Here is a 20,842-nt window from a genome sequence, read left to right on the forward strand (position 1 = left end):
TTCATAGGCAATAATATACGCCTTTTATAGTCGGGCAAAAAATCAAATCGCCTGGATCACTGCGTCGTCATAGCGTGAAAGGATCGCCGGCAGCAATTTTTCTTCCGCTATATAAGGGATCTCAAACGTTCTTTTTGATAAATGAGCAGCAATATGATCAATGATAGGAACTTCAGCGGATGCCCGTTTTCTTAAAAGGGGATCTTTTAAATCGTTTACAGCTGAAAGACATTCATTAATAACCCAGGCATAGGGTACAATTCCGGCCCGTTGCAGATCTTTTTGAAGCGCTTCAGCTTCCCTCATGGGCGTTGTTTCCGGTAAGGCGACCAATAGAATCTTGGCAAAAACACCGTCTTGTAGCATCATATACGGTTTGGTAATCTTGCTTGGACTTACAGCCATGTTCTTCATGATTTCCTTATGGTAGCTGCCGGTTGTATCCAGCAGTAGTAGTGTATGGCCTGTCGGCGCAGTATCCATCACCACAAACCGCCGCCTGGCACTTTGAATTGCTTTAGAAAAAGCATGGAATACAGCCACTTCTTCCGTGCAAGGCGACTGAAGGTCTTCACGCAGGAGTTTTTTACCTTCCTCATCCAAATGTTTCCCCTTTTGTGCAGCGATCTTATCGATATAATCCTTCGTTTCAATTTTCGGGTCGATCCGTTCAATGGTTAATTTTTCCGGGATGGCCGTTAACTGATCCATAAAGTCCCTGATATGTGCCGCCGGATCGGTCGTGGTTAAAAGAACGGTATGCCCCCGATGGGCCAGCATCGTTGCTATTGATGCTGCTACGATGGTTTTACCTACACCGCCTTTTCCCATGGTCATGATCAGGCCACTATCGCTATTTTTTTCCAGTTCATCAACTAATGCCTTCAAATCAGGCAGCAAATGGCCAGCTTCCGTTAATTTTAAAAATTCAGCAGCTACGATTTTACTTTGGAGGTCCGTATCAAATACAGACCGTAGATTTTCCAGGCCCAGTACGTTATAAGGCAATAATGGATAATGCTCAGCAGCTAGGTTTTTTAATATCCCGGGCATCTCCAGCAATTCCCTTTCCGCTATTTTTTCCATTTTTAGCGCGGTAGTGTCTGTTTGGTCCCTTGCCTGAAATATTCCGTTGATCAATAAGCTTTGATTGGCCATCCCCAGGTCGATCAGATCCCGGCTTGTTTTGCCCGCTTCTTTCAATGATGCAGCGTCGGGCCGCGTTATCAGGAAAAAAGTAGTTTGCAAGGGATCTCTTAAACTGGACACTACCTTTTCATATCTTTCCCTACTACTTTTCAGGGCCGACGAAGGCCCGATGCAGGAAGCCCCGTTCGGGTTATTCCCAAGAAAATCATCCCAGGCGGCGGGTAATTCCAGAAGACGGATGGTATGCCCGGTCGGCGCAGTATCAAAAATGACGGTATCAAATATTTCCGAAAGACCTTCCCCGGTGATAAACCGGGAAAACTCATCAAAGGAAGCGATCTCCGTGGTACAGGCGCCAGAAAGCCCTTCTCTTATTTTGCTTATCTCATCAGCTGTAGCAATAGCTGCAAGCGGATCTATCACCCTTTTGCGGTAATCTTCCGCAGCAGTTTGGGGATCGATATTGACCGTGAACAGGAGATTTAGATCCTGATGCTGCGTTACTTGATCGCTAACGGGGGTGCCCAATACATCTTGCAGATTGGAAGCGGGATCCGTACTGATCAACAGTACCTTCTTACCCTTATCCGCCATGGCCACCGCAGTGGCGCAGGCCAGCGTAGTTTTACCTACGCCACCCTTTCCTGTAAAAAATATAAATTTAAATCCCTGGGCAGTCATTTTAGCATTTACTAATTGTTGAATAATTAAAGTTACACTAACTGCACGAAAACAAGGTGATCGTTACCGGCCCATTTAATGATATTGGTCATTATCAGGTTTAATATCCCGGGCCGGTTTAGAGGCCAAGGGCTTCGCTCCAGCGGGCTCTGTAGGGTTCGCAAAATGCGAACACCTCATGCTAATCTGCTAAGCAAAGAAAAACTCAAAAAACAAAATCGAATAAAATAAAATATCAAAAAAGGAGGGCTCACCGTCGGCATATCTAAGGTATGCTTGGGTGGCCGAACACAATTAACTGTTCAAGTGTGATCATAATTAAAGCATATCCCGCTCTGAAGATTGAGGTTCGAGTCTTTGTAGGAAAACTTGTTTTGGAGCTCTTGCGTGCTGCTAAGGCTTTTTTTATGCATTTTAGCTTTTATTAATCAAAAAACTGCTTATATCGCAACGTCCCTTGGCGAACTTAAGTCTTCGATCAGGTTCAAGATGGTGTATTGAGGTTACAAATTCTTAATCGTTTCCCAGTCAACCACGCCAACTTTATTTGCCCAGGCCAGATATTCCTTTTCCAGTTTAATAACCTTTGCGCGATATTTCGTAGCCAGATCCTTCGTTTCAGATCGGTCTGCTTCCAGATCATATAACTCCCATGGTTGCTTCGGTTCGGCTACGAGCTTCCATCGGCCTTTTCTTATGGCCCTGCTACCTTCATGCTCCCAAAACAAAGTTTCGTTACCTGACGCAGCTTTGCCTTTAAAAACATTAATCAAACTGGTACCTGCCAATGTTGTAAGGCGCCTGTTTTTAAACAGAGCCGGATAAGTTACCCCTGCCAGTTCCAAACAGGTAGGCATCAGATCGATCAAGTGGAAAGTATTGCTATTGGTAGTCCCGGCTTTGATATGTCCCGGATACCGGGCAATCAACGGAGTGGCTATACCACCTTCATGTGTGTTGCGTTTAAACAACTTAAATGGTGTATTGCTCAGGTTTGCCCAGGGTATCTCATAACTATCGATCGAATTTACGGAGCCCGGGGAGCCGTTCTTTTGTATCACGGTTGCCAGGCTTTTAACCTCATCGGCGCTGCCGCCATTATCTGATGCAAAAAGGACAATGGTGTTTTTATCTTTTCCCAATTGCTTCAGTTTGGACATGATCTCACCTATACAGGCGTCCATCCGGTAAACCATAGCTGCATAAATGGCCATCCGGGTATCCCATTTATCTTTTTCATCGGGAGATAATGAATCCCATGCAGGGGCACGTTTATCCCTTACCGATAGCTGCCATTGTTTTTTGACGATACCTGTTGCCAGCTGTTTTTTATAACGCTGTTTCCGTAATACATCCCATCCTTTAAGATACTGACCTTTAAACTTTGCAATATCCTGCGGCAACGCCTGAATAGGCCAGTGTGGGGCATTGTAAGCTACGTACATAAAGAATGGTTTCTGCTGATCTTTGATCTCATTCAATGATTTAATTGCAAAATCAGTGATGGCTTGTGTCAAATATTTTGAAGTATCGCTGCGCGAGATCGCTTTATCATTGAGCATAAAGGTAATTTTGCTGCCATCATTATACAGTGGTGCCGAGTTAAAATAGCTACTGCCATTATTCAACATCGTAAACGATTTATCAAACCCGCGGTTATAGGCTAATGCAGATTGCTGTAACCCAACGTGCCACTTGCCCGATACAATTGTATTATAACCAGCCTCATCTTTCAACAACTCGGCAATGGTAGCGCTATGCTCATTCAGATAGCCCTGGTATGCCGGCGAGCCTTTGTATTTCACCATGTCACCAACGCCTGCCTGATGCGGATATAGCCCCGTAAGCAAAGCAGCTCGTGAAGGGCAACATCTGCCAGCGTTATAAAACTGTGTCATTTTCAGGCCTTCCCGCGCAAGCCTGTCAATATTAGGTGTGCTGATCTCCGAACCAAAGCAGCCTATATCAGAAAAGCCCATATCGTCGGCCAAAATGACAACGATATTGGGCTTTTGCTTAGGGGCCTGCCCAAATACAGGCCCCGCGCAAAATATAGCTACCAGTAGGTAGCCAATGTATTTAATCATCTTCCGGCTTTATTTATTGTTGGCCGCCAATCCGTTTTTGGCGAGTTCGGTTTGAGCAATAACCTGCGCCGTTGATGAAAAGCCCTGCTTTTTCCAAACTTCCTTACCATCTTTATACAACACCAGCGTTGGCAGTACATTCACCTTTAGCTCTTTAGCCAGATTGGTATTGTCGTAAACCTCGATGCTGATCACTTTAGGAGTAAAAGCCGAATTTGCTTTGAGCGAATCCAACACAGGTATCAGCTTCTTGCAGGCCCCGCAATACCTCGACCCAAAATCAACCAAAACTAAAGATGACGAAGCAGCAACCACCGGGCAATTCCTCTACATCCTTAAATCCTTTAGCCCTTAGCTCGCGCGAAAGTACGGTGCTACGGCCATTAGCTATCGAGTAAACAAACGTTGGCTTTTCTTTATCCAAACCATCCAGTTTTTGCTGATAGTCTGCTGCTTTGGCATCAACATTTACTGCACCTTTAATATGATTTTGCGCAAACTCTTCTGCCGAACGGGCATCTAAGATCTGTGGTTCTTTAGCCTGTTTTAGTTTGGCCGCAAATGCTTCAAGCGATAATAAAGCAGGTGATTGGGCTTTTACTTCGCCGGTAAAAATTACCAGCAGGGCCAATAAAGCAATTTTCAGGTTTTTCATGATTAATTATTGTTTTTGAGTTTATGGATCCTTTTGTTGTTGATATCATCACGATCAATAAATGGATAGATGTGGTTCTTTTTGGCTTCAGCATCAAACAGGTCTTTCAGCTCCTTTAGCTTTTCAGGATATTTTTTGGCGAGATCAACACGCTCGTTAAAATCCTCATTCAGGTTATAAAGCTTCCAAACATCCTTATCGTAATTACGCTCGGGGATGGTTTTCTCTTTCGGAAAGTTTAGCAGGTCCACATTATCCGGGCGGTGCGCAGCCTCGGCCTTCCAGCCATCTTTGTAGATAGAGCGGGAAGTGAAAATGTAGTAATACTGCTGTGTATGCAATGTTTTCGCCTGTGCGTTATTGAATGAGTTAAAGAATGATTTGCCCTGCAATGTATCCTGCTTAATGCCCTTAACGTACTCCGGCAGTTTTAAACCGGCAGCTTCAATAGTGGTCGGGAATACATCAGATACATGGCTGTATTGCGTACGGATACCGCCTTTTTCTGTGATTAGTTTCGGGTAATAAACAATAAGCGGGTTATGGGTCCCCCCTTCAGCGTCAGCGTCAGATTTCCAGTATTTAAAAGGCGTATTGGCAGCCTGTGCCCAGCCTAAAGGATAGTTGGTTGAAGCCTCCGGAGTGCCGATGGTTTCGTAATCGCTTTCGTTCTTTTTGAGATAGTCAGCCTCAGGTGTGGTTGCTGCCGAGTTTTTGGGATTGATTGTACCATGTACAGTTCCCTCTTTACTTGCACCGTTATCCCCTATCATCACAAAAACCAAGGTATTATCAAACTGGCCCGAAGCTTTCAGATAGCTGATCACGCGGCCAACCTGGTGGTCGATATAGGTTAAATAGCCTGCATAAACTTCCATGAACCTCGCATACAATTTCTTTTGATCGGCAGAAAGGCTGTTCCAGGCCTGGATGCGCTCGTTACGCTCAGGTAATTTGGCATAAGCAGGAATGTAGCCGGCTTTCTTCTGGTTTTCAAAAACTTTTTGGCGGTACACGTCCCATCCCTCATCAAACTTACCTTTATACAGGTCGCTCCATTCGTGGCTCACCTGGTGCGGGGCGTGGGTAGCGCCGGGGGCATAATATAAAAAGAAAGGCTGATCGGGAGCAGCTTTATGAGCGGCATCGATGTAAGCTATGGCCTTATCCGTGATCTGCTCGTTCAGGTTACGGCCATCTGGTTTAATGTGGAAATTATCCTCCACCAAATGCGGCGGGTTATACTGATCGGTAGCCGATTCAAGGAAACCAAAGTGATGATCAAAACCTTTACCGGTAGGCCAGCGGTCAAACGGGCCAACGGCCGTGGTATCCTCATCGGGCGTTACCCCCCATTTACCTACAGCGAAAGTGCTGTAGCCATTAGAGCGAAGCGCTTCGGCAATGGTGCCTTTATCCGGCGGGATGCGGCCATCATAACCCGGGAAACCCGCAGCTGTAGAAGCATGGGCGAAGTTACCCATATGCACATAATGGTGGTTACGCCCGGTTAATAACGACGACCGTGTTGGTGCGCAAATGCCTGCCGTATGGAAGTTAACATAGCGTAAGCCGTTGTTGGCCAGCGTATCAAAATATGGCGTATTGATTAAACCGCCAAAGGTTCCTGACGCACCGAAGCCTACATCGTCCAGCAAAATCCAGACAATATTTGGCGCGCCTTTTGGCGCTTTGAGTGGTTTATTCCACCACTCTTTTGATTCGGCAAGTGTTTTGCCTTCCACTCCTTTGTAGTTAGCGGGATCAATTGGCGCTATGTTGGCCGGCGTTACCTTTACCTGCGGCAGCTGCGCAAAAGCAGTTGCGCTGAACGCAACAGCCATTGCCGACATGGCGAAAATACGTTGATAAACGGATTTCATAATTGTAAATGGTTATATAGGTTTTTTAATTAATCCAATCAAGCTATTAGCTTTAGGCTTTCTGCCTTCCGCTTTTAGCTTTCTTGTTATTAGTTACTTTTTATAGTTTTTGTGAATGCGCTGGTGATAAACATCATACCAGTCAATAAACGGATACAGGTTATTTTTTTGAGCCTGCGCTTCAAATACCGCTTTCAGTTCTTTTAACTTTTCAGGATATTTTTTAGCGAGATCGATGCGCTCATTAAAATCCTCGTTCAGGTTATACAACTCCCAGGTATCCTCATCAAAACTTTTATCCGGCACGTTTTGCCCAACTGTAAAATCGCCCAAGTCTACGTTATCAGGGTGGTGCGCAGCTTCGGCCTTCCAGCCATCACTATAAATCGACCTCGAGCCGAAAATGTAATAATGTTGCAAAACGTGTTTTGATTTTGCTTCGGGATGATCAAAAGAATACACCAAAGAAGTGCCCTGCAAGGTATCCTGCTTAATGCCGCGGATATATTCGGGCAGTTTAATGCCGGTATACTCCAGTGTTGTAGGCAATACATCAATCACATGTCCATACTGAGTGCGGATACCTTTTTCTTTAATGCCTTTTGGATAATAAACTATCAGTGGGTTACGGGTACCACCTTCAGAGTTGGCATCCTGTTTCCAGTATTTAAAGGGCGTATTGGCAGCCTGTGCCCAGCCTAGTGGATAGTTGGTGCTCGCCTGTGGCGTACCGATATCGGTAATGTCTTCAATATTGGTTTTCAGATACGCATCTTCGGCAACAAGTTTAGCCGAGTTCTTTTTAGGGTTGATAACACCGTGAACTGTACCCTCTTTACTCGCGCCGTTATCGCCAATGATCACAAATACCAACGTATTATCCAGCTGACCGCTTTGTTTCAGGTGATTGATAAGCCTGCCAACTTCATGATCGGTATAGGTAAGGTATCCGGCATAAACTTCCATGAAACGGGCGTACAATTTTTTCTCTGCATCAGGCAATGATTTCCAGGCCGGAATGCGTGTATTACGCTCGGGTAGTTTGGCGTAGGCCGGGATAATACCCAATTGCTTTTGCCTCGCAATAACTTTCTCCCTGAAATCGTCCCAGCCGTTGTCAAACTGGCCTTTGTACAGGTCGCTCCATTCGGTAGCTACCTGGTGCGGCGAATGGGTTGCACCCGGAGCATAATATAAAAAGAATGGCTTATCGGGCGCAGCCTTATGCTGGCGTGTTAGATAAAATATCGCCTTATCGGTGATCTGATCGGTAAGATGACGACCGTCCGGCGTTACATGGGCATTATCCTCAACCAAATCGGGTTTATACTGATCTGTAGCTGACCCTAAAAATCCGAAGAAATGGTCAAAGCCCTTGCCTGTGGGCCAGCGGTCAAACGGACCTGCGTCGGTAGCGTCCTCATCGGGGGTTAACCCATATTTGCCAACCGCGAATGTGTTATAACCATTCTCGCGCAAGATCTCTGCTATAGTCCCTTTATCTGATGGGATCCGCCCATCATAACCCGGAAAACCGGCCGACAAAGTTACATGCGAAAATCCCCCCTCATGAACATAATGATGGTTACGACCGGTAAGCAATGCTGAACGCGTTGGCGCGCAGATTCCAGCCGTGTGGAAATTGGTGTAACGCAAGCCGTTGTTGGCCAGGGTATCAAAATTGGGAGTTTTGATGACGCCGCCAAAGGTACTTGTAGCACCAAAGCCAACATCATCTAAAATAATCCATAATACGTTTGGCGCGCCGGTGGGTGCTTTATGAGGTTCCGGCCACCACTCCTTCGACTCATCAAGCGTTTTGCCCACCGTACCGCCAAATACCGGCGTTTGTCCGTTTTGTGCTTTGGCTGTAAATGCTGCAAGCAAGCTAAGCGAAAGGAACAATGTTATTTTTCTTGTTTTCATTGATAAAAAGTTTATTCGGCATAGCTGGAGCGAAACTTTACGCCCCAGCGGCCGTTTTCTTTGGTTAATATGTATAATGATTCATAATGCCCTATCAGGCTGCCATCTGCCCTGAAGCGTGAAAAGCGGGTATCTACATGCACCTTATCGGCCGATGCCTGTACAATGTTGCGGTGGTCCCACTGGCTATGGTCCCATCCCGCTTTTTGCAGCTCGCCAAATACTTTGGCTGAATCGCGCAGACCGGCCTTCTCCAATACTGACATTTTACCACCGGCCAGCCGGTAATGCGGAAACTGATAAGTATCTTCCCACCCTTTCAGATCTTTTGCGTTAAAAGTGGCCATATACTCGTCAAGTACCTGAATCACGGCAGCGCTAACCCTTGGATCGATGCCATGCGAGCCGCTTTCAATTACAGGGCTTTGTGCCGATACCCGGCCGGCAAGGCAAGCGATGATCAGCAGGAACATTGTTGTCTTTTTCATAGGTATTGCTTTAAAATTCTTACTCCCCTCTTGAGAGGGGGCGCGAAGGACAGAGCCTTGGGAGGGGGTGTGTTGTATGAGCGATAAGTCGCCTACAGAGTAACACACCCCTCCACCCCTCTCAAGAGGGGAATCGCGCAGGCCATTGCCCGCATCGCTCAGTTCATCAGTTTTATTGCCACCCCGGATTTTGCGTAAGCTTACCATTGCTGTTGTCAATTTCCTGTTGTGGTATAGGGAACAGGTAAAATTTGCCTGCCGCACCTTTGCTCACATTGGTTTTACCAACTTTAAGCAGACTTGCCTCCAGTATACCGTTGCCCGAAGCGTCCCGCTCACGGATCAAATCAAACCAGCGCTGGTATTCAAATACAAATTCCAGTCTGCGCTCCAAATAAACCGCGTTACGGAATGAAGCCTGATCAAGCCCGGCAAGGTCATCCAGCCCGGCACGTTTCCTTACCCTGTTGATGGATGCATATGCTTTGGCTGTTGGCCCGTTTAATTCATTCTCAGCTTCGGCATGGATCAGCAGTACATCCGAAAAGCGGATGATAGATACATTAGCGCCTGACTCAGCTTCGTTTGAGGCAACGCCTGGATCATAATATTTATTAAAAAATGGAATAGAATCGTTAGCAATAGTAGCATCATTCAGCTTACCATACCAAAGGTTTGTAGTAGGGCTTTGAAAGCGTGTTACAAAGCTTACCCGTTTACGCTTGTCATTGGCCGGATATAGCTTATAAATACTGAAAAACTTATCTACACCGTTTGGCTTTGTAGCATCAGGTACCGAGTAAAATACTACCTGATCGGCATAGCTGCCCACCATACCCGGGATACCGTTCAATATTGATCGCGGTGCCTGGTTATTGCCCTGCCCCTGTGAGTTTGATTTAAACTGTGCCGAAAAAATGTGCTCTTTTCCGTTTTTACTTGCAGGCAAAAACACATCGGCATAATTCGCAAAAAGGTCATAGCCGTACGGGCCATTAATTACTGCCTCTGCCTGGGCTACGGCCTTATCCCATTTACGTTCGGTCAAATAAACCTTAGCCAGCAATGAGTAGGCTGCCCCCGCTGTAACCCTGCCTACATCCGGACCAGTGTAATTATTAGGTAAGTCGGTAGCTGCATTAGTTAAATCAGTTTCTATCTGGGCATAAACTGTAGCCGCGGCTGTTCTTGGCACCTGCAAATCAGACAGGTTAATGGAAGTTTGATCGTGCAGCACCAAAGGCACATCGCCATAAAGCCTTACCAAATTAAAGTAATACAGTGCCCTTAAAAACTTAGCTTCGGCAACAAGCCTTTTGTTTAGTGTAGCATCAAATTTGATATCGGGAATGGTATCAATAGCGATATTAGCTTTTTTGATAGCTGCATAATGCTGTTGCCAGATCTGCAGGATCCTCAGGCCTGAAGCTGAATGGCCTAATACGGCCTGCGAACGTACGTCGGCATTAGTAGCGCCGGGGCCTGGTCCTTCATCATCAGCCATAAAATTCATGCCCGTATTAAAAAGGGTATTGTAAGGCGTTTGAATACTATTTGCACCGGCATTCAGCAGGGAGTAAGCTGCGGTAACTGCTGCCACAGCATCGGCTTGGGTTTTGTAAAACTGACTTGCAGGGATAAACGACCGCGGGTCTTCATTGAGCTTTGCGCATGAAGCGACAGCAAATGCAAGCAGTATAATGAGGTATTTAATATTTTTCATCTTCATATCTAAAAAAATCAAGGTTTAGCCGTTACAGGGTAACCCCTATGCCAACTATTACAGATTTATTGTTCGGGTAAGCACCGTTGTCAACTCCCGATGTAATAGCCGATTGCTCGTTGCTGCTTACTTCAGGGTCATAACCGGTGTATTTGGTCCAGGTTGCAAGGTTTTGGGCACTCAGGCAGATCCTAACCTTTTTGATAGGCGACCTGGAAAGTACCGATTGCGGAAAAGTGTAACCAAAACCAAGGCTTTTAAGGCGCAGGTATGAACCATTTTCAACAAACCTGTCAGATATTGTTGCCGCCGGATCCTGGTAAGCACTATGTACATCCGTATTAGTGTTGGTTGGTGTCCAGCGGTTTAACAATGTAGTAGTAGCGTTGGTATAACCTGTTCCTAATTCCAAAACACCTCTTTGCTGGTTGTAGATCTTGTTACCGTATGATCCTTGTAAAAACACACTCAGGTCAAAACCCTTATAGGCGAAGGTGTTGGTGATACCTCCGGTAAATTTAGGCTGTGAGTTACCAAGGATCACCCTATCGCCGGTTTGCGTTATTTTACCATCGCCATTAATATCCTGGTAGTTTTGACCGCCCGGCGAGGTATTGGCTGCCGGGGTAAGTACCGGTCCGCCTGCCTGGATGAGGCCATTGGTTTTGTAACCGATAAATGAGCCTATAGGTTCGCCAACTTTAATGATAGATGGCAGGGATGAATCGGGGATAAACTGGTTAACGCCGTTACCGCCGAGACTTAACACCTTGTTACGGTTAAGTGCAAATACCAGGTTGGTATTCCATACAAAAATGCCAACAATGTTGCGCGAGTTAATACCCAGTTCAAAACCTTTATTCTGTACCGAGCCTACGTTTTCATATTGTTGTGGATTGGTAATAGCTGTGTTGGTAATTATGGTTAATCCGCTTGTTGCCGGCAAAGGCAGGTAAAGCAGCAGGTTGGTTGTTTTCTTATAATAAACATCGGCTGTTACGGTAACCCTGTCTTTAAACAGGCCCAGATCGAAGCCAAAATCATACTGGCTGGTTTTTTCCCAGGTTAAGTTAGGATTGTATAAACTATTAGGTGCGAAACCAGCAACCGTAGAGTTACCAAAATTATAACGATAATAACCTAACTGCGAGTACGACTGGTAAGCCGGGATATCGCTGTTACCGGTTTGACCGGCACTCAACCTAAGTTTTAACTGGCTGATAGCTGTTACGTTTTTCAGAAAATCTTCGCTCGATGCATTCCAGGCTATGGCAGCTGACGGGAAAGATGCCCATTGGTGGCCCGGTGCAAACTTCGACGAACCATCGGCACGCAGGGTTAAGGTTAACAGGTATTTACTGTTAAAACCATAGTTAATCCTGCCCAGGTATGATTTTAAAGCCCAGGAATTTGACGATGAGGATGGAGCGATTGCAAACCCACTGCCCGATACCGAAGTTACACTGCCCGAACCAAGGTTATTAAAGGTATCATAATCGCTCACAAAGCCCGATGAGCCTGTAATAGCTCCTTCGGCTTTAAACTGTTGCTGGGTAAAACCTGCCAATACATTTAATGAATGTTTACCAAATTTTTTGTTGTAGGTAAGTGTATTTTCGTTAAGCCAGTTAAATGAGTTAAGCGTACCCACCTCGCCAAGGCCCGAGTAGCCCGATCCCTCATAAACGGTAGCAGGCAGATAACGGTTTTGTTTATTGTCGATGATATCCACACCGGCCAATACTCTTGCGGTAAGGTTTTCGGTGATCTTATAATCACCTGCGATATTGCCTAAAATGCGGCTTGTGGTGGTTGTATTGGTTTGGTTATAAAGCGTATTGATCGGGTTTCCGTAGGTACCCTCAAAAACGTTCTTGATAAAAAATGAACCATCGCTATTATAAACCGGCGTGGTTGGCGTCATCAGCAAAATGGCAGGTACTACTCCCTGCGGCGCAATTTGCGCGGTGGTGCGGCTGCCAGTGATGTATGACGAGATCTTGAACTTATCATTATAATCATGCTCTACATTTACCCTGCCCGCGTAACGCTCAAAGTTGGTATTTTGCAAGATCCCGTCCTGTTTAAAGTAATTGCCGGAAAAGGCAAGTCTTGTACGCTCGGTACCTGAAAATATCGAAAGACTATGATTTTGTGAAGTTCCTTTACGGAAAGCGGCACCTTGCCAGTCGGTATTGGCATTGTATGGATTAAGCTGCGCTTCTGTTTGGGCGGTTTTACCGGTGTTTACCAAAGCATCGTTACGCAAAGCTTCCCATTGAGGCGTGTTAAGCAGCGACAAGGTTTTAATCACCTCCTGCTTACCGTAGCTGCCATCATAATTGATTGATGATACGCCTGCTTTCCCTTTTTTTGTGGTAATAATGATTACACCATTGGCACCGCGCGTACCATAAATAGCTGTGGCCGAAGCATCCTTTAAAACCTCTATACTTTCAATATCCGAAGTGTTGATAGATGCCAGCGGATTGATCTTAGGTCCGTTGGTCACACCCGCATCAGTAAGTGAGTTGCTGTTTGAAGTAGGGAAACCATCAATAATATACAGTGGTTCGGCAACAGCATTGATAGAGTTTACACCGCGGATCTGCACGGTTACGCCTGCTCCCGGTTGCCCGGTGGCCTGTGTAACCTGGATGCCCGAAACAGAGCCCTGCAAAGCCCTGTCGAGCGAAGGGACCGGCTGCTTCAAAGCAAGCGCAGGTACGGATGCTACCGAACCGGTGATGTCTTTACGTTTTTGTGAGCCATATCCCACTACAACCACCTGGTTCAGCTGGGTTTGAGCGTCTTTGAGCTTAATTTCAACCGGGCTTCCATCAGCAATAAACTCTTTCTTTTCGTAGCCGGTGAAGGTGATAATGAGTTTGTATGGAAATTTCTGGCCGGTTATAAAGCTGAATTTGCCTTCAATATCGGTTGAAACTACGTGCGTGGTACCCTGAATCTTAACCACAGCCCCTGGCAACGGTTCTCGGGTTGTACTGTCAATTACACGGCCAACCAGGTGCGAATTGATAGTGGGCTGGGTTTGCTGCGCGATGGTTAACAACGGAAAAACAATAAGCAGCAGGAATGGGGTTAATAAGAGTTTTTTCATGTCGACAGGTTTTTAAAAGATGAAAAAACGGACGCCTGATCAATAACCGCATTAAACGGCCTGTATAATTGCTGCGGATGAAAAGCATCCTCGATTATTTGCAGCGTAAAAGCAGCTGCGTGCAGCGGAAAAGTCAACGCATAGCCAACCCCTGCATTTGCAATATTTTGCATAGATTTGAATAATTAAAATGACTCAATTGAAACAGGCTCAACGCCAATCGATCCCTGTTTCGTTGTTTTAATGAAGGGGAAAGGCTTTGCTTTTCCCTTATTTGAAGAATGTAATTGTTTACTTTTTCATGTTCCTTTCTGGTTATGCCTGTTGAAGCAGGCCGATCAATCATTTATTTTAGGGGTATTATTGTTAATTGCTAACACAACGGAAGCCAAGGTGCTCCATGCCGCTGTCTTCGGTAGTTTTCATCCGGCGCGATACGCGGTAGCCTGAACAATAGCTATCGTTACACAAAAATGAGCCACCCCGCACTACCCTTTTTATGGCATAAGGCTCATCCGGATCATATGATATTGAAGCACCTTTGGGGTTTTTAACTCCCGCCGGGTTGCTTACTGTTTTGTAGTAGTTGTTGTTATACAAATCGGCACACCACTCCCATACATTGCCGGCCATATCATATAAGCCATAACCATTGGGCGCAAATGAACTAACCGGCGCCAAATAATAGTAATGATCGCGCTGGGTGTTTTTATAGGGGAAACTTCCCTCCCAGGTATTTGCTTTAGGCTGCCCTTCGTTCACTTTTTCATTTCCCCAGGGATAGATCTTATCTTCCAATCCGCCCCTCGCCGCCCGCTCCCATTCTGCTTCGGTTGGTAAACGTTTGCCTGCCCATTTGCTGTAAGCTACAGCATCAAACCATGACACCTGCACTACAGGATAGTTTTCTTTATCTTTAATATCGCTGCCCGGCCCGTGCGGGTGTTTCCAGCTGGCACCTGTTTTCCACGCCCACCATTGGCTGTAATCGTTCAGGTTAACCTGATGATCTGCCGGTACAAACACCAGTGATGCCGCAACCAGCAAACTATAGGCAGGTTTTTCGGTGCCTGGCGGCATCTGTTTTTTTAGCTCGTTCCAGTCAGGCTTACGCTCGGCTGTGGTGATATAGCCTGTGGCTTTCACAAATTTTTCAAACTGGGCGTTGGTTACTTCTGTTTTATCTATCCAAAACCCATCGACAGTTACGTCGTGTTTGGGGTATTCATCAGGTTCTGCCTGCTGGTTATCGGCCCCCATTCTGAAACTCCCAGCCGGTACCCACGCCATCCCCGCATGGCTGGCATGAGTATTACCGGTATCAGGCAAACTAAGCGCCGCACCGCTTAGTCCTGCCGCTTTAAACCTGTTGGGGATATTTGATTCGCAGCAAAGCTGCTTTTTAGTGCCGGGAACCGTAGCTACCGCAATACCCGCCACTGGTTTCGCCGGTTGTTTGCATGATACAAACAATACAATACTAAAAAGTATAAGTACAATCTTTTTCATTACGCTTTTACAGGCTGTAATTGAAATGCTGCATCAACCTGTTCAGCTTCGGGCTGCACTGCAACATCGGTTCTGTATAATTGATGAGGCTGCAAAGGCACATCATCCTTAACCATCGGACCATCGGCTGCAAGTTCGCTTCCGGGCACTTTTGATTTAAACAGAGGCCAGGCCAATTGTGCATACCATTGGTCACCTTCATAGTGCGAAATACCATAAGCTTTAGGATACTGGCGGGAGATATGAGCAGTACCAAAAATGATATCCCACCAAAAGAACATGTTACCAAAGTTGCCTTTATAATAGCCTACGCCGTCATCGGTAGTAGCTGCATGGTGCGCATGATGCGTTGCAGGCGTTGAAATGGTACGTTCAAGTACCCAGGCCAGGGGGTGTAATATTTTATATTTATAAAATGGTTTATCCCATGGAATGCTTGAATGCGCCAGTGTGGTAATGGTACCTTTAATACCTTTTACAACTACCGCAGGGATCCCCAAACCAAGGTAAACCAAAGCTGTGGTTAAATAGGTTTGCGAAAAAAAGATGGTATAAATGATATTTTGCCTGCTGGCCATTGCCATACCCATGTACGATGCCGAGTGGTGTGTACGGTGAAAACGCCATAGCCAGGGCACCTGATGGTGCAAACGATGATACCAGTATTGGGTAAGATCATCGGCTACCGCGATGATGATGAATCCCCAGAAAAACGGAACCCAATCAAAGGTGTTCTTTAATCCTGGTAATACAGCCGGCAGAACTTTTAATCCGTAATAGGCCACCAATGGTTTTACCACCAGTTTAGGGATGGTAAAGCAGGCAATATCAACCCATTTTTCATTTTTGTTCCAGCGCTTTTTATAAAGGCCGAACGAAAATTCCAATACACCGAGTACCAATACCAAAACGGAAAAGCCATAGCCGTTAAGGTTTTCTATTATTTGCTTTATCTGATCAATCATTGTCTGGCGAGTTTGATGTTTTAGTTTTTATGGTGTTTTCCTGTTTATGCTGATGTTGCTTCTTTTCCCATGGGCGCTGACCGGTGATGGCGAAAGTGCCAAACATGAGCGCGATAGGCAGTATATAAAGCAGCAGGCTCAATGAAGCGTTTTTGATAATCTGCTTTTTGGTTGATTGATCCAGTTTCATGAGGGTGTACTGTTTTGAGGTTGAACAATTTGCGCTGTTTTAGTTGCAGAGCCTTTTTCCAATAGCTTACGGCCAAGCCACAGCCCGCCAAAAATGATAACAAAAGGTATGAGGGTTACTATAACGCCTACCAACACCTTTTTCCCAATCAGGGAAACGTCGTTAATGGTCATAATGAACTTATATTAAGTGATTAACAATGCAGGCGTTGCACAGCAATCCGCATAAAGCAGCAATGCCTGGTAAATAATGTAATGAATTGAAAAATTGAGTACCGTGCGATCAACGCACGATTATGGAGGAGGGATTACCCCTTGTACTGATTAGCAGCAACAACAAGAATAACAACAGGAAGTAAAAGCAACAGCGGTTAACTGATAATTAGCAAGGCCGTATTTAGGTAAAAGTTCGGGTTGCATGGTGGGTGCTTTTAAAGATTTTAATTTGTTGTTATTAATTTTCTGAGGCAAATGTAAAAAAAGATTTGATAAATACTACTAATTCTATAGAAATTATATAATAATAATTTATAAGTAAAATAAAGATGTCCCGGCGCTTTTTTGAGATACCTGGCTACATCCCGGATTACCTGAACAAATACAGAGATCAACCTACAAAGAATCGTAATTAGGCTACAAAGCAAAAGGCTTGTTCCCTGAACTTTGCTTTCATCAAATAAAATATAGTATGACACAGCAAACGAATAAAATATGGTTCATCACTGGCGCTTCGCGCGGTCTGGGACGTATATGGACAGAAGCAGCATTGGAGCGCGGAGATCAGGTGGCCGCGACGGTCCGCGAACTGAGCAGCATCGCTGCATTAAAAGAACAATATGGCGATCGGGTATTGACACTGGAACTCGACGTTGTAAAGGTTTATTAATTCGGTAATAGAATTAATAAACCTTTACACACGTGACTAACCCTGCTCAGGTTAAAGAAGTCGTAAATAAAGCGCATGAGCATTTTGGCCGATTGGACATCGTGTTGAATAACGCGGGGTACCCACTGATCGGGACGATCGAGGACGGCAGTGCCGGCGATATCCGCGCCCTTTATGGTCATTTTTAAATTGGCCAGCAGGGGTCAAGATATAGTGGTTTATCAAACAGTGTTGGTTAAATTTCACCGTAGCTATTCTAACTGTAATAAAGATCACCGGATTAAGTAACTGCCGTCATTTAAGTCATTCTCGTCCTGGTTTAAGTTTGTATTCCAATAACGATCTCTTTCATCTAACCTAATGTACCATGAAAACTCAAGTAGTTTCTATTTTAGGATTTATTTCCCTGGTGAGCAGTACATCTTGTATTAAAGACTTCCATAAACCAACCACTGTAACGGTAAGCACGTTCGCAGGTCGTGCAACGGTAGGTTCGTCAGATGGCATCGGCGCTTCGGCTTCATTTTATAGTCCGACGGGTATAGTGGCGGACGCTGCCGGCAACTTATACGTTACAGATGAGTGGACCGGCTTGATCCGTAAGATAAGCCCGCAGGCTGAAGTAACAACCCTTGTTGGTAATAGTCATATTGACATGGATGGCAGGGGACCTATATTTTGGTATCCGACTGGTATAGCAGTGGATGGTTCTGATAATTTATTTATAGCCGACAGCCATAACAACCGGATACGCAAAGTGAGCCGCGAAGGCACGGTAATTACCTTGGCAGGAATAGGTAGCCAGGGGCTGGCAGATGGCCCCGGCGCTACAGCTAAATTCTACAATCCAAGAGGCGTAGCATTAGATGCTTCGGGTAATGTATATGTGGCAGACACCCATAATAACCTTATCCGAAAAATAAGTCGCGATAGTATAGTAACAACACTTGCAGGCAACGGCATGAGTGGCTCTGCCGATGGTAAAGGTACGGCGGCCTCTTTCAACTCGCCATATGATATAGCAGTCGATGTTACTGGTAACATATACGTGGCAGATACACAAAATAACTTGATCCGCAAGATTAACCGGGGTGGAGTGGTGAGTACACTCGCAGGAAATGGTACGCAGGGTTCCGCTGATGGCAAAGGAGCCGATGCATCATTTAACCGTCCGTCTGGCTTGGGATTAGATGCATCTGGAGACATTTACGTGGCAGATACCCGTAATAATAAGATACGTAAGGTGACTCCACAAGGTGTGGTCACTACAATAGCGGGTAGCGGCGGGTTTGGGGCCGATAATGGTCCGGGCGCTACCGCGACATTCGGTGGACCAGCCGACGTCGCCGTTGATATAAGCGGTAATATTTACGTTACGGATGGCAACACCCGTATCCGCAAAATAGTGATCAGGTAACCTGTACACACTAATTTAATTAACCAGGATGATGATCAGAGGATGTTTTATATAAGAAACATCGGGAGGCACATTTGTAACCCTTGGTTTTTATTGCATCATCTTTAATTTGCGGGGTTATAACATCATCAGTCAAACTCGCATAGTTTAAGCTTTCATCGATACGGGAGATTAGTTGTAATAAATTATTTAATCTTATGATTGGGATAACGCTATAAATCATCCGTTTATAGCGTTTAATAAGTTAGATTAATTACTTTATCATAGGGTCGAGAAGGGTTTAGGTGGTTTCTCTCAAGGGATGGCTAAAGAAGCTGAATATTTTGCAAAAGGTAATTAAGGCTGGTCTCTTATGAATCGTAGGACATATTGGATTGTCCTGCATTAGGTCCCTGAAAATGCTCGCTATCACTGTAATTCAATGAGATACAAAAAAATACCATCTCAATATCCCAATACTAATTCCCCCTACGCCGACCTTGTAGCTTTCTCAATATCATCCCACATTTCATCCGGTATCATTTCGAGCCCGCTGAACTGACCGGCACCCTGCAGCCATTCTCCCCCATCGATGGTAATCACCTCGCCATTAATGTATCCTGAATAATCGGACACCAAAAAAGCGGCCAGGTTAGCCAGCTCCTGGTGTTCGCCTACCCTTTTAAGCGGCACCCTGTTTTTAAAATCAAACTTTTGGCCCATGTCTCCGGGCAATAATCTTTCCCATGCGCCTTTGGTGGGAAATGGGCCCGGCGCAATGGCATTGGCGCGGATGCCATGCCTGCCCCACTCAACGGCTAAAGACCTGGTCATGGCCAGCACACCGCCTTTTGCACAGGCCGAAGGCACAACATAGGCCGAACCGGTAAAAGCATAAGTGGTAATAATATTCAATATGTTTCCGGGCATTTTTTCCCTGATCCAATATTTGCCCAAAGCCAGCGAACAATTGGCCGAACCTTTTAAAACAATATCAATGATAGCCGAAAACGCGTTTGCCGATAAACGCTCCGTAGGCGATATAAAATTACCCGCCGCGTTATTCAATAGTGCATCAACCTGCCCAAATCTTTCGATAGCTTGCTGCAACATTGCTTCAACCTGGTCATACTTCCGCACGTCGCAGGCTATTGGCAATACTTTACACCCGGTTTCGGCTTCCATTTCGGCAGCGGTTTGTTGCAGTACGTCCAATTTGCGACTGGTAATTACCAGGTTAGCGCCCAAATGCAAAAAGTAAGTCCCCATTGCTTTACCTAAACCTGTTCCGCCGCCGGTTACAATGATGGTTTTTCCTTTTAAAGCGTCATCTCTTAACATTCCACCGGCAGTTGCGGCGTTTGGATTTACAGCATCATTTGAAGTTTTAGGATCTGTCATCGTCAATTATTTAACAGCTGTATTTTTTGATTTTAAATTCTGGATCATCATTTGAAGGCCTTGCCTGGTTTCGGGTGCCCACCATTGTTTTAGCATTTTGTTCAGGGTATCGGTTTGGTCGGCTTTGAGTTTCCCTATCAACTCCTTTCGCAAATTCAATTTACTTTCCGTCCAGGTAACCGGGTTCAGTTTCAAATAGGCCATTGCCTTTTCTATTGCAGCGCTCATTAACTTATCCGGCGCAGCAGTTTCATCAACGAGCCCGGCTTCCAGTGCTTCGTTTACCTTAAGCAGTCTACCCTCCAGCAAATACTGATATGCCTTACGCTGGCCAAGCCAAAAGGCATACAAGCTAAAAACACTGTCAGGTACGATAATACCAACCGGAACTTCATTTAAACCGATGATAAATGCGTCTTCGACCATCACCCGATAATCGCAGCAAATAGCTAATATACAGCCACCAGCCGGGCTGTGACCACTAATGGCAGCTACCAAAGGTTTTCTGAAAGCGGCTAAAGTATTTTGCAAGGCTAAAAAATCCACCCAAAATTGGCGGCTTTGCGCTTCATCATAATCATAGGCCTCAATCAGGTCGATCCCGGAAGAGAAAAAGCCTTCCTTGCCGGTTAAAATAACCCCGCCCACGTTGTCATCATGCTCCAATGTTTTGATACAGGCCGCCAGTTCTTTAACCATTTCATGATTAATGGCATTTGAGCGGCCCCTATCAAGCGAAATTGTAACCAGCCTGCCCTGTATTGTTGTTTGAAATGTATTCAT

Annotated in this window: 19 protein-coding genes; 3 read left to right on the plus strand and 16 right to left on the minus strand. The window is 45.4% G+C overall.

The genetic code is table 11. The features are described from left to right. Positions 1-42 precede the first annotated feature (42 nt). The 14 genes from arsA to DIU38_RS33120 all read right to left on the minus strand — a co-directional run bounded on the left by arsA (position 43) and on the right by DIU38_RS33120 (position 16,550). Positions 43-1,830, minus strand: a complete 1,788-nt coding sequence (gene arsA / locus DIU38_RS15300) for an arsenical pump-driving ATPase (RefSeq protein WP_112651883.1) — start codon at positions 1,828-1,830, stop codon at positions 43-45. Between the two features lie 503 nt (positions 1,831-2,333). Beyond that, a complete protein-coding gene (locus DIU38_RS15305; RefSeq protein ID WP_112651881.1) occupies positions 2,334-3,917 on the minus strand; it encodes an arylsulfatase in 1,584 nt (527 codons plus the stop codon). Positions 3,918-3,926: 9 nt separating this feature from the next. Further along, entirely contained in the window at positions 3,927-4,232 is a 306-nt protein-coding gene (locus tag DIU38_RS34045) for a thioredoxin family protein (RefSeq protein ID WP_243770743.1), read from the minus strand. Further along, positions 4,198-4,572 carry a rhodanese-like domain-containing protein gene (locus DIU38_RS34050; RefSeq protein ID WP_243770742.1) on the minus strand — a complete coding sequence of 125 codons (375 nt, stop codon included), beginning with the start codon at positions 4,570-4,572 and terminating at the stop codon, positions 4,198-4,200. The genes DIU38_RS34045 and DIU38_RS34050 overlap by 35 nt, the downstream gene beginning before the upstream one ends. A gap of 2 nt (positions 4,573-4,574) precedes the next feature. After that, positions 4,575-6,455 carry an arylsulfatase gene (locus DIU38_RS15315; RefSeq protein ID WP_243770741.1) on the minus strand — a complete coding sequence of 627 codons (1,881 nt, stop codon included), beginning with the start codon at positions 6,453-6,455 and terminating at the stop codon, positions 4,575-4,577. A gap of 93 nt (positions 6,456-6,548) precedes the next feature. Beyond that, positions 6,549-8,381: an arylsulfatase gene (locus DIU38_RS15320; RefSeq protein WP_112651879.1), complete on the minus strand. Its 1,833-nt coding sequence runs from the start codon at positions 8,379-8,381 to the stop codon at positions 6,549-6,551. A gap of 11 nt (positions 8,382-8,392) precedes the next feature. Beyond that, positions 8,393-8,869, minus strand: coding sequence for a hypothetical protein (locus tag DIU38_RS15325; protein ID WP_146750431.1), 477 nt, complete (start codon positions 8,867-8,869; stop codon positions 8,393-8,395). Positions 8,870-9,041: 172 nt separating this feature from the next. Next, positions 9,042-10,592: a RagB/SusD family nutrient uptake outer membrane protein gene (locus DIU38_RS15330; protein ID WP_112652009.1), complete on the minus strand. Its 1,551-nt coding sequence runs from the start codon at positions 10,590-10,592 to the stop codon at positions 9,042-9,044. 31 nt (positions 10,593-10,623) lie between these two features. Next, positions 10,624-13,713, minus strand: coding sequence for a SusC/RagA family TonB-linked outer membrane protein (locus tag DIU38_RS15335; protein WP_112651875.1), 3,090 nt, complete (start codon positions 13,711-13,713; stop codon positions 10,624-10,626). Continuing rightward, positions 13,710-13,886: a class II D-tagatose-bisphosphate aldolase, non-catalytic subunit gene (locus tag DIU38_RS15340; RefSeq protein ID WP_149354109.1), complete on the minus strand. Its 177-nt coding sequence runs from the start codon at positions 13,884-13,886 to the stop codon at positions 13,710-13,712. The genes DIU38_RS15335 and DIU38_RS15340 overlap by 4 nt, the downstream gene beginning before the upstream one ends. Positions 13,887-14,079: 193 nt before the next feature. Continuing rightward, positions 14,080-15,222 (minus strand): formylglycine-generating enzyme family protein, encoded by a 1,143-nt coding sequence (locus DIU38_RS15345; RefSeq protein ID WP_112651873.1) that lies wholly within the window; start codon positions 15,220-15,222, stop codon positions 14,080-14,082. Beyond that, positions 15,222-16,187, minus strand: coding sequence for a sterol desaturase family protein (locus DIU38_RS15350; RefSeq protein ID WP_112651871.1), 966 nt, complete (start codon positions 16,185-16,187; stop codon positions 15,222-15,224). The genes DIU38_RS15345 and DIU38_RS15350 overlap by 1 nt, the downstream gene beginning before the upstream one ends. Then, complete coding sequence (locus tag DIU38_RS15355) at positions 16,180-16,377, minus strand: hypothetical protein (RefSeq protein WP_090523922.1); 198 nt, start codon at positions 16,375-16,377, stop codon at positions 16,180-16,182. The genes DIU38_RS15350 and DIU38_RS15355 overlap by 8 nt, the downstream gene beginning before the upstream one ends. Beyond that, positions 16,374-16,550 (minus strand): hypothetical protein, encoded by a 177-nt coding sequence (locus DIU38_RS33120; protein ID WP_167516193.1) that lies wholly within the window; start codon positions 16,548-16,550, stop codon positions 16,374-16,376. Before DIU38_RS33120 ends, DIU38_RS15355 begins: the two co-directional genes overlap by 4 nt. 514 nt (positions 16,551-17,064) lie before the next feature. Here DIU38_RS33120 and DIU38_RS34055 point away from each other — a divergent pair. The 3 genes from DIU38_RS34055 to DIU38_RS15365 all read left to right on the plus strand — a co-directional run bounded on the left by DIU38_RS34055 (position 17,065) and on the right by DIU38_RS15365 (position 18,679). Then, positions 17,065-17,262 carry a hypothetical protein gene (locus DIU38_RS34055; RefSeq protein ID WP_243770740.1) on the plus strand — a complete coding sequence of 66 codons (198 nt, stop codon included), beginning with the start codon at positions 17,065-17,067 and terminating at the stop codon, positions 17,260-17,262. A gap of 32 nt (positions 17,263-17,294) precedes the next feature. Further along, positions 17,295-17,450: an SDR family NAD(P)-dependent oxidoreductase gene (locus DIU38_RS34060; protein ID WP_243770739.1), complete on the plus strand. Its 156-nt coding sequence runs from the start codon at positions 17,295-17,297 to the stop codon at positions 17,448-17,450. Between the two features lie 179 nt (positions 17,451-17,629). Beyond that, a complete protein-coding gene (locus DIU38_RS15365; RefSeq protein ID WP_112651869.1) occupies positions 17,630-18,679 on the plus strand; it encodes an NHL repeat-containing protein in 1,050 nt (349 codons plus the stop codon). 468 nt (positions 18,680-19,147) lie between these two features. Here DIU38_RS15365 and DIU38_RS15375 read toward each other — a convergent pair whose 3' ends face one another. Together DIU38_RS15375 and DIU38_RS15380 are read right to left on the minus strand one after the other, a co-directional pair. Next, complete coding sequence (locus DIU38_RS15375) at positions 19,148-20,059, minus strand: SDR family oxidoreductase (RefSeq protein WP_243770738.1); 912 nt, start codon at positions 20,057-20,059, stop codon at positions 19,148-19,150. A 6-nt stretch (positions 20,060-20,065) separates the two neighbouring features. Next, positions 20,066-20,842 carry an enoyl-CoA hydratase/isomerase family protein gene (locus tag DIU38_RS15380; RefSeq protein WP_112651865.1) on the minus strand — a complete coding sequence of 259 codons (777 nt, stop codon included), beginning with the start codon at positions 20,840-20,842 and terminating at the stop codon, positions 20,066-20,068.

The organism is Mucilaginibacter metallidurans, assembly GCF_003286435.2.
In the GTDB taxonomy this organism is placed as follows: Bacteria; Bacteroidota; Bacteroidia; order Sphingobacteriales; family Sphingobacteriaceae; genus Mucilaginibacter; species Mucilaginibacter gossypii.

Excerpts from the sequence above, each read along its gene's own strand:
- DIU38_RS15375 (WP_243770738.1), bottom strand. The coding sequence starts at position 20,059 with ATGACAGATCCTAAAACTTCAAATGATGCTGTAAATCCAAACGCCGCA.
- DIU38_RS15380 (WP_112651865.1), bottom strand. The coding sequence starts at position 20,842 with ATGAATACATTTCAAACAACAATACAGGGCAGGCTGGTTACAATTTCG.
- DIU38_RS15315 (WP_243770741.1), bottom strand. The coding sequence starts at position 6,455 with ATGAAATCCGTTTATCAACGTATTTTCGCCATGTCGGCAATGGCTGTT.
- DIU38_RS15325 (WP_146750431.1), bottom strand. The coding sequence starts at position 8,869 with ATGAAAAAGACAACAATGTTCCTGCTGATCATCGCTTGCCTTGCCGGC.
- DIU38_RS15345 (WP_112651873.1), bottom strand. The coding sequence starts at position 15,222 with ATGAAAAAGATTGTACTTATACTTTTTAGTATTGTATTGTTTGTATCA.
- DIU38_RS15355 (WP_090523922.1), bottom strand. The coding sequence starts at position 16,377 with ATGAAACTGGATCAATCAACCAAAAAGCAGATTATCAAAAACGCTTCA.
- DIU38_RS15340 (WP_149354109.1), bottom strand. The coding sequence starts at position 13,886 with ATGCAAAATATTGCAAATGCAGGGGTTGGCTATGCGTTGACTTTTCCG.
- DIU38_RS15365 (WP_112651869.1), top strand. The coding sequence starts at position 17,630 with ATGAAAACTCAAGTAGTTTCTATTTTAGGATTTATTTCCCTGGTGAGC.
- DIU38_RS15335 (WP_112651875.1), bottom strand. The coding sequence starts at position 13,713 with ATGAAAAAACTCTTATTAACCCCATTCCTGCTGCTTATTGTTTTTCCG.
- DIU38_RS15330 (WP_112652009.1), bottom strand. The coding sequence starts at position 10,592 with ATGAAAAATATTAAATACCTCATTATACTGCTTGCATTTGCTGTCGCT.
- DIU38_RS34055 (WP_243770740.1), top strand. The coding sequence starts at position 17,065 with ATGACACAGCAAACGAATAAAATATGGTTCATCACTGGCGCTTCGCGC.
- DIU38_RS15320 (WP_112651879.1), bottom strand. The coding sequence starts at position 8,381 with ATGAAAACAAGAAAAATAACATTGTTCCTTTCGCTTAGCTTGCTTGCA.
- DIU38_RS15305 (WP_112651881.1), bottom strand. The coding sequence starts at position 3,917 with ATGATTAAATACATTGGCTACCTACTGGTAGCTATATTTTGCGCGGGG.
- DIU38_RS33120 (WP_167516193.1), bottom strand. The coding sequence starts at position 16,550 with ATGACCATTAACGACGTTTCCCTGATTGGGAAAAAGGTGTTGGTAGGC.
- DIU38_RS15350 (WP_112651871.1), bottom strand. The coding sequence starts at position 16,187 with ATGATTGATCAGATAAAGCAAATAATAGAAAACCTTAACGGCTATGGC.
- DIU38_RS34050 (WP_243770742.1), bottom strand. The coding sequence starts at position 4,572 with ATGAAAAACCTGAAAATTGCTTTATTGGCCCTGCTGGTAATTTTTACC.
- arsA (WP_112651883.1), bottom strand. The coding sequence starts at position 1,830 with ATGACTGCCCAGGGATTTAAATTTATATTTTTTACAGGAAAGGGTGGC.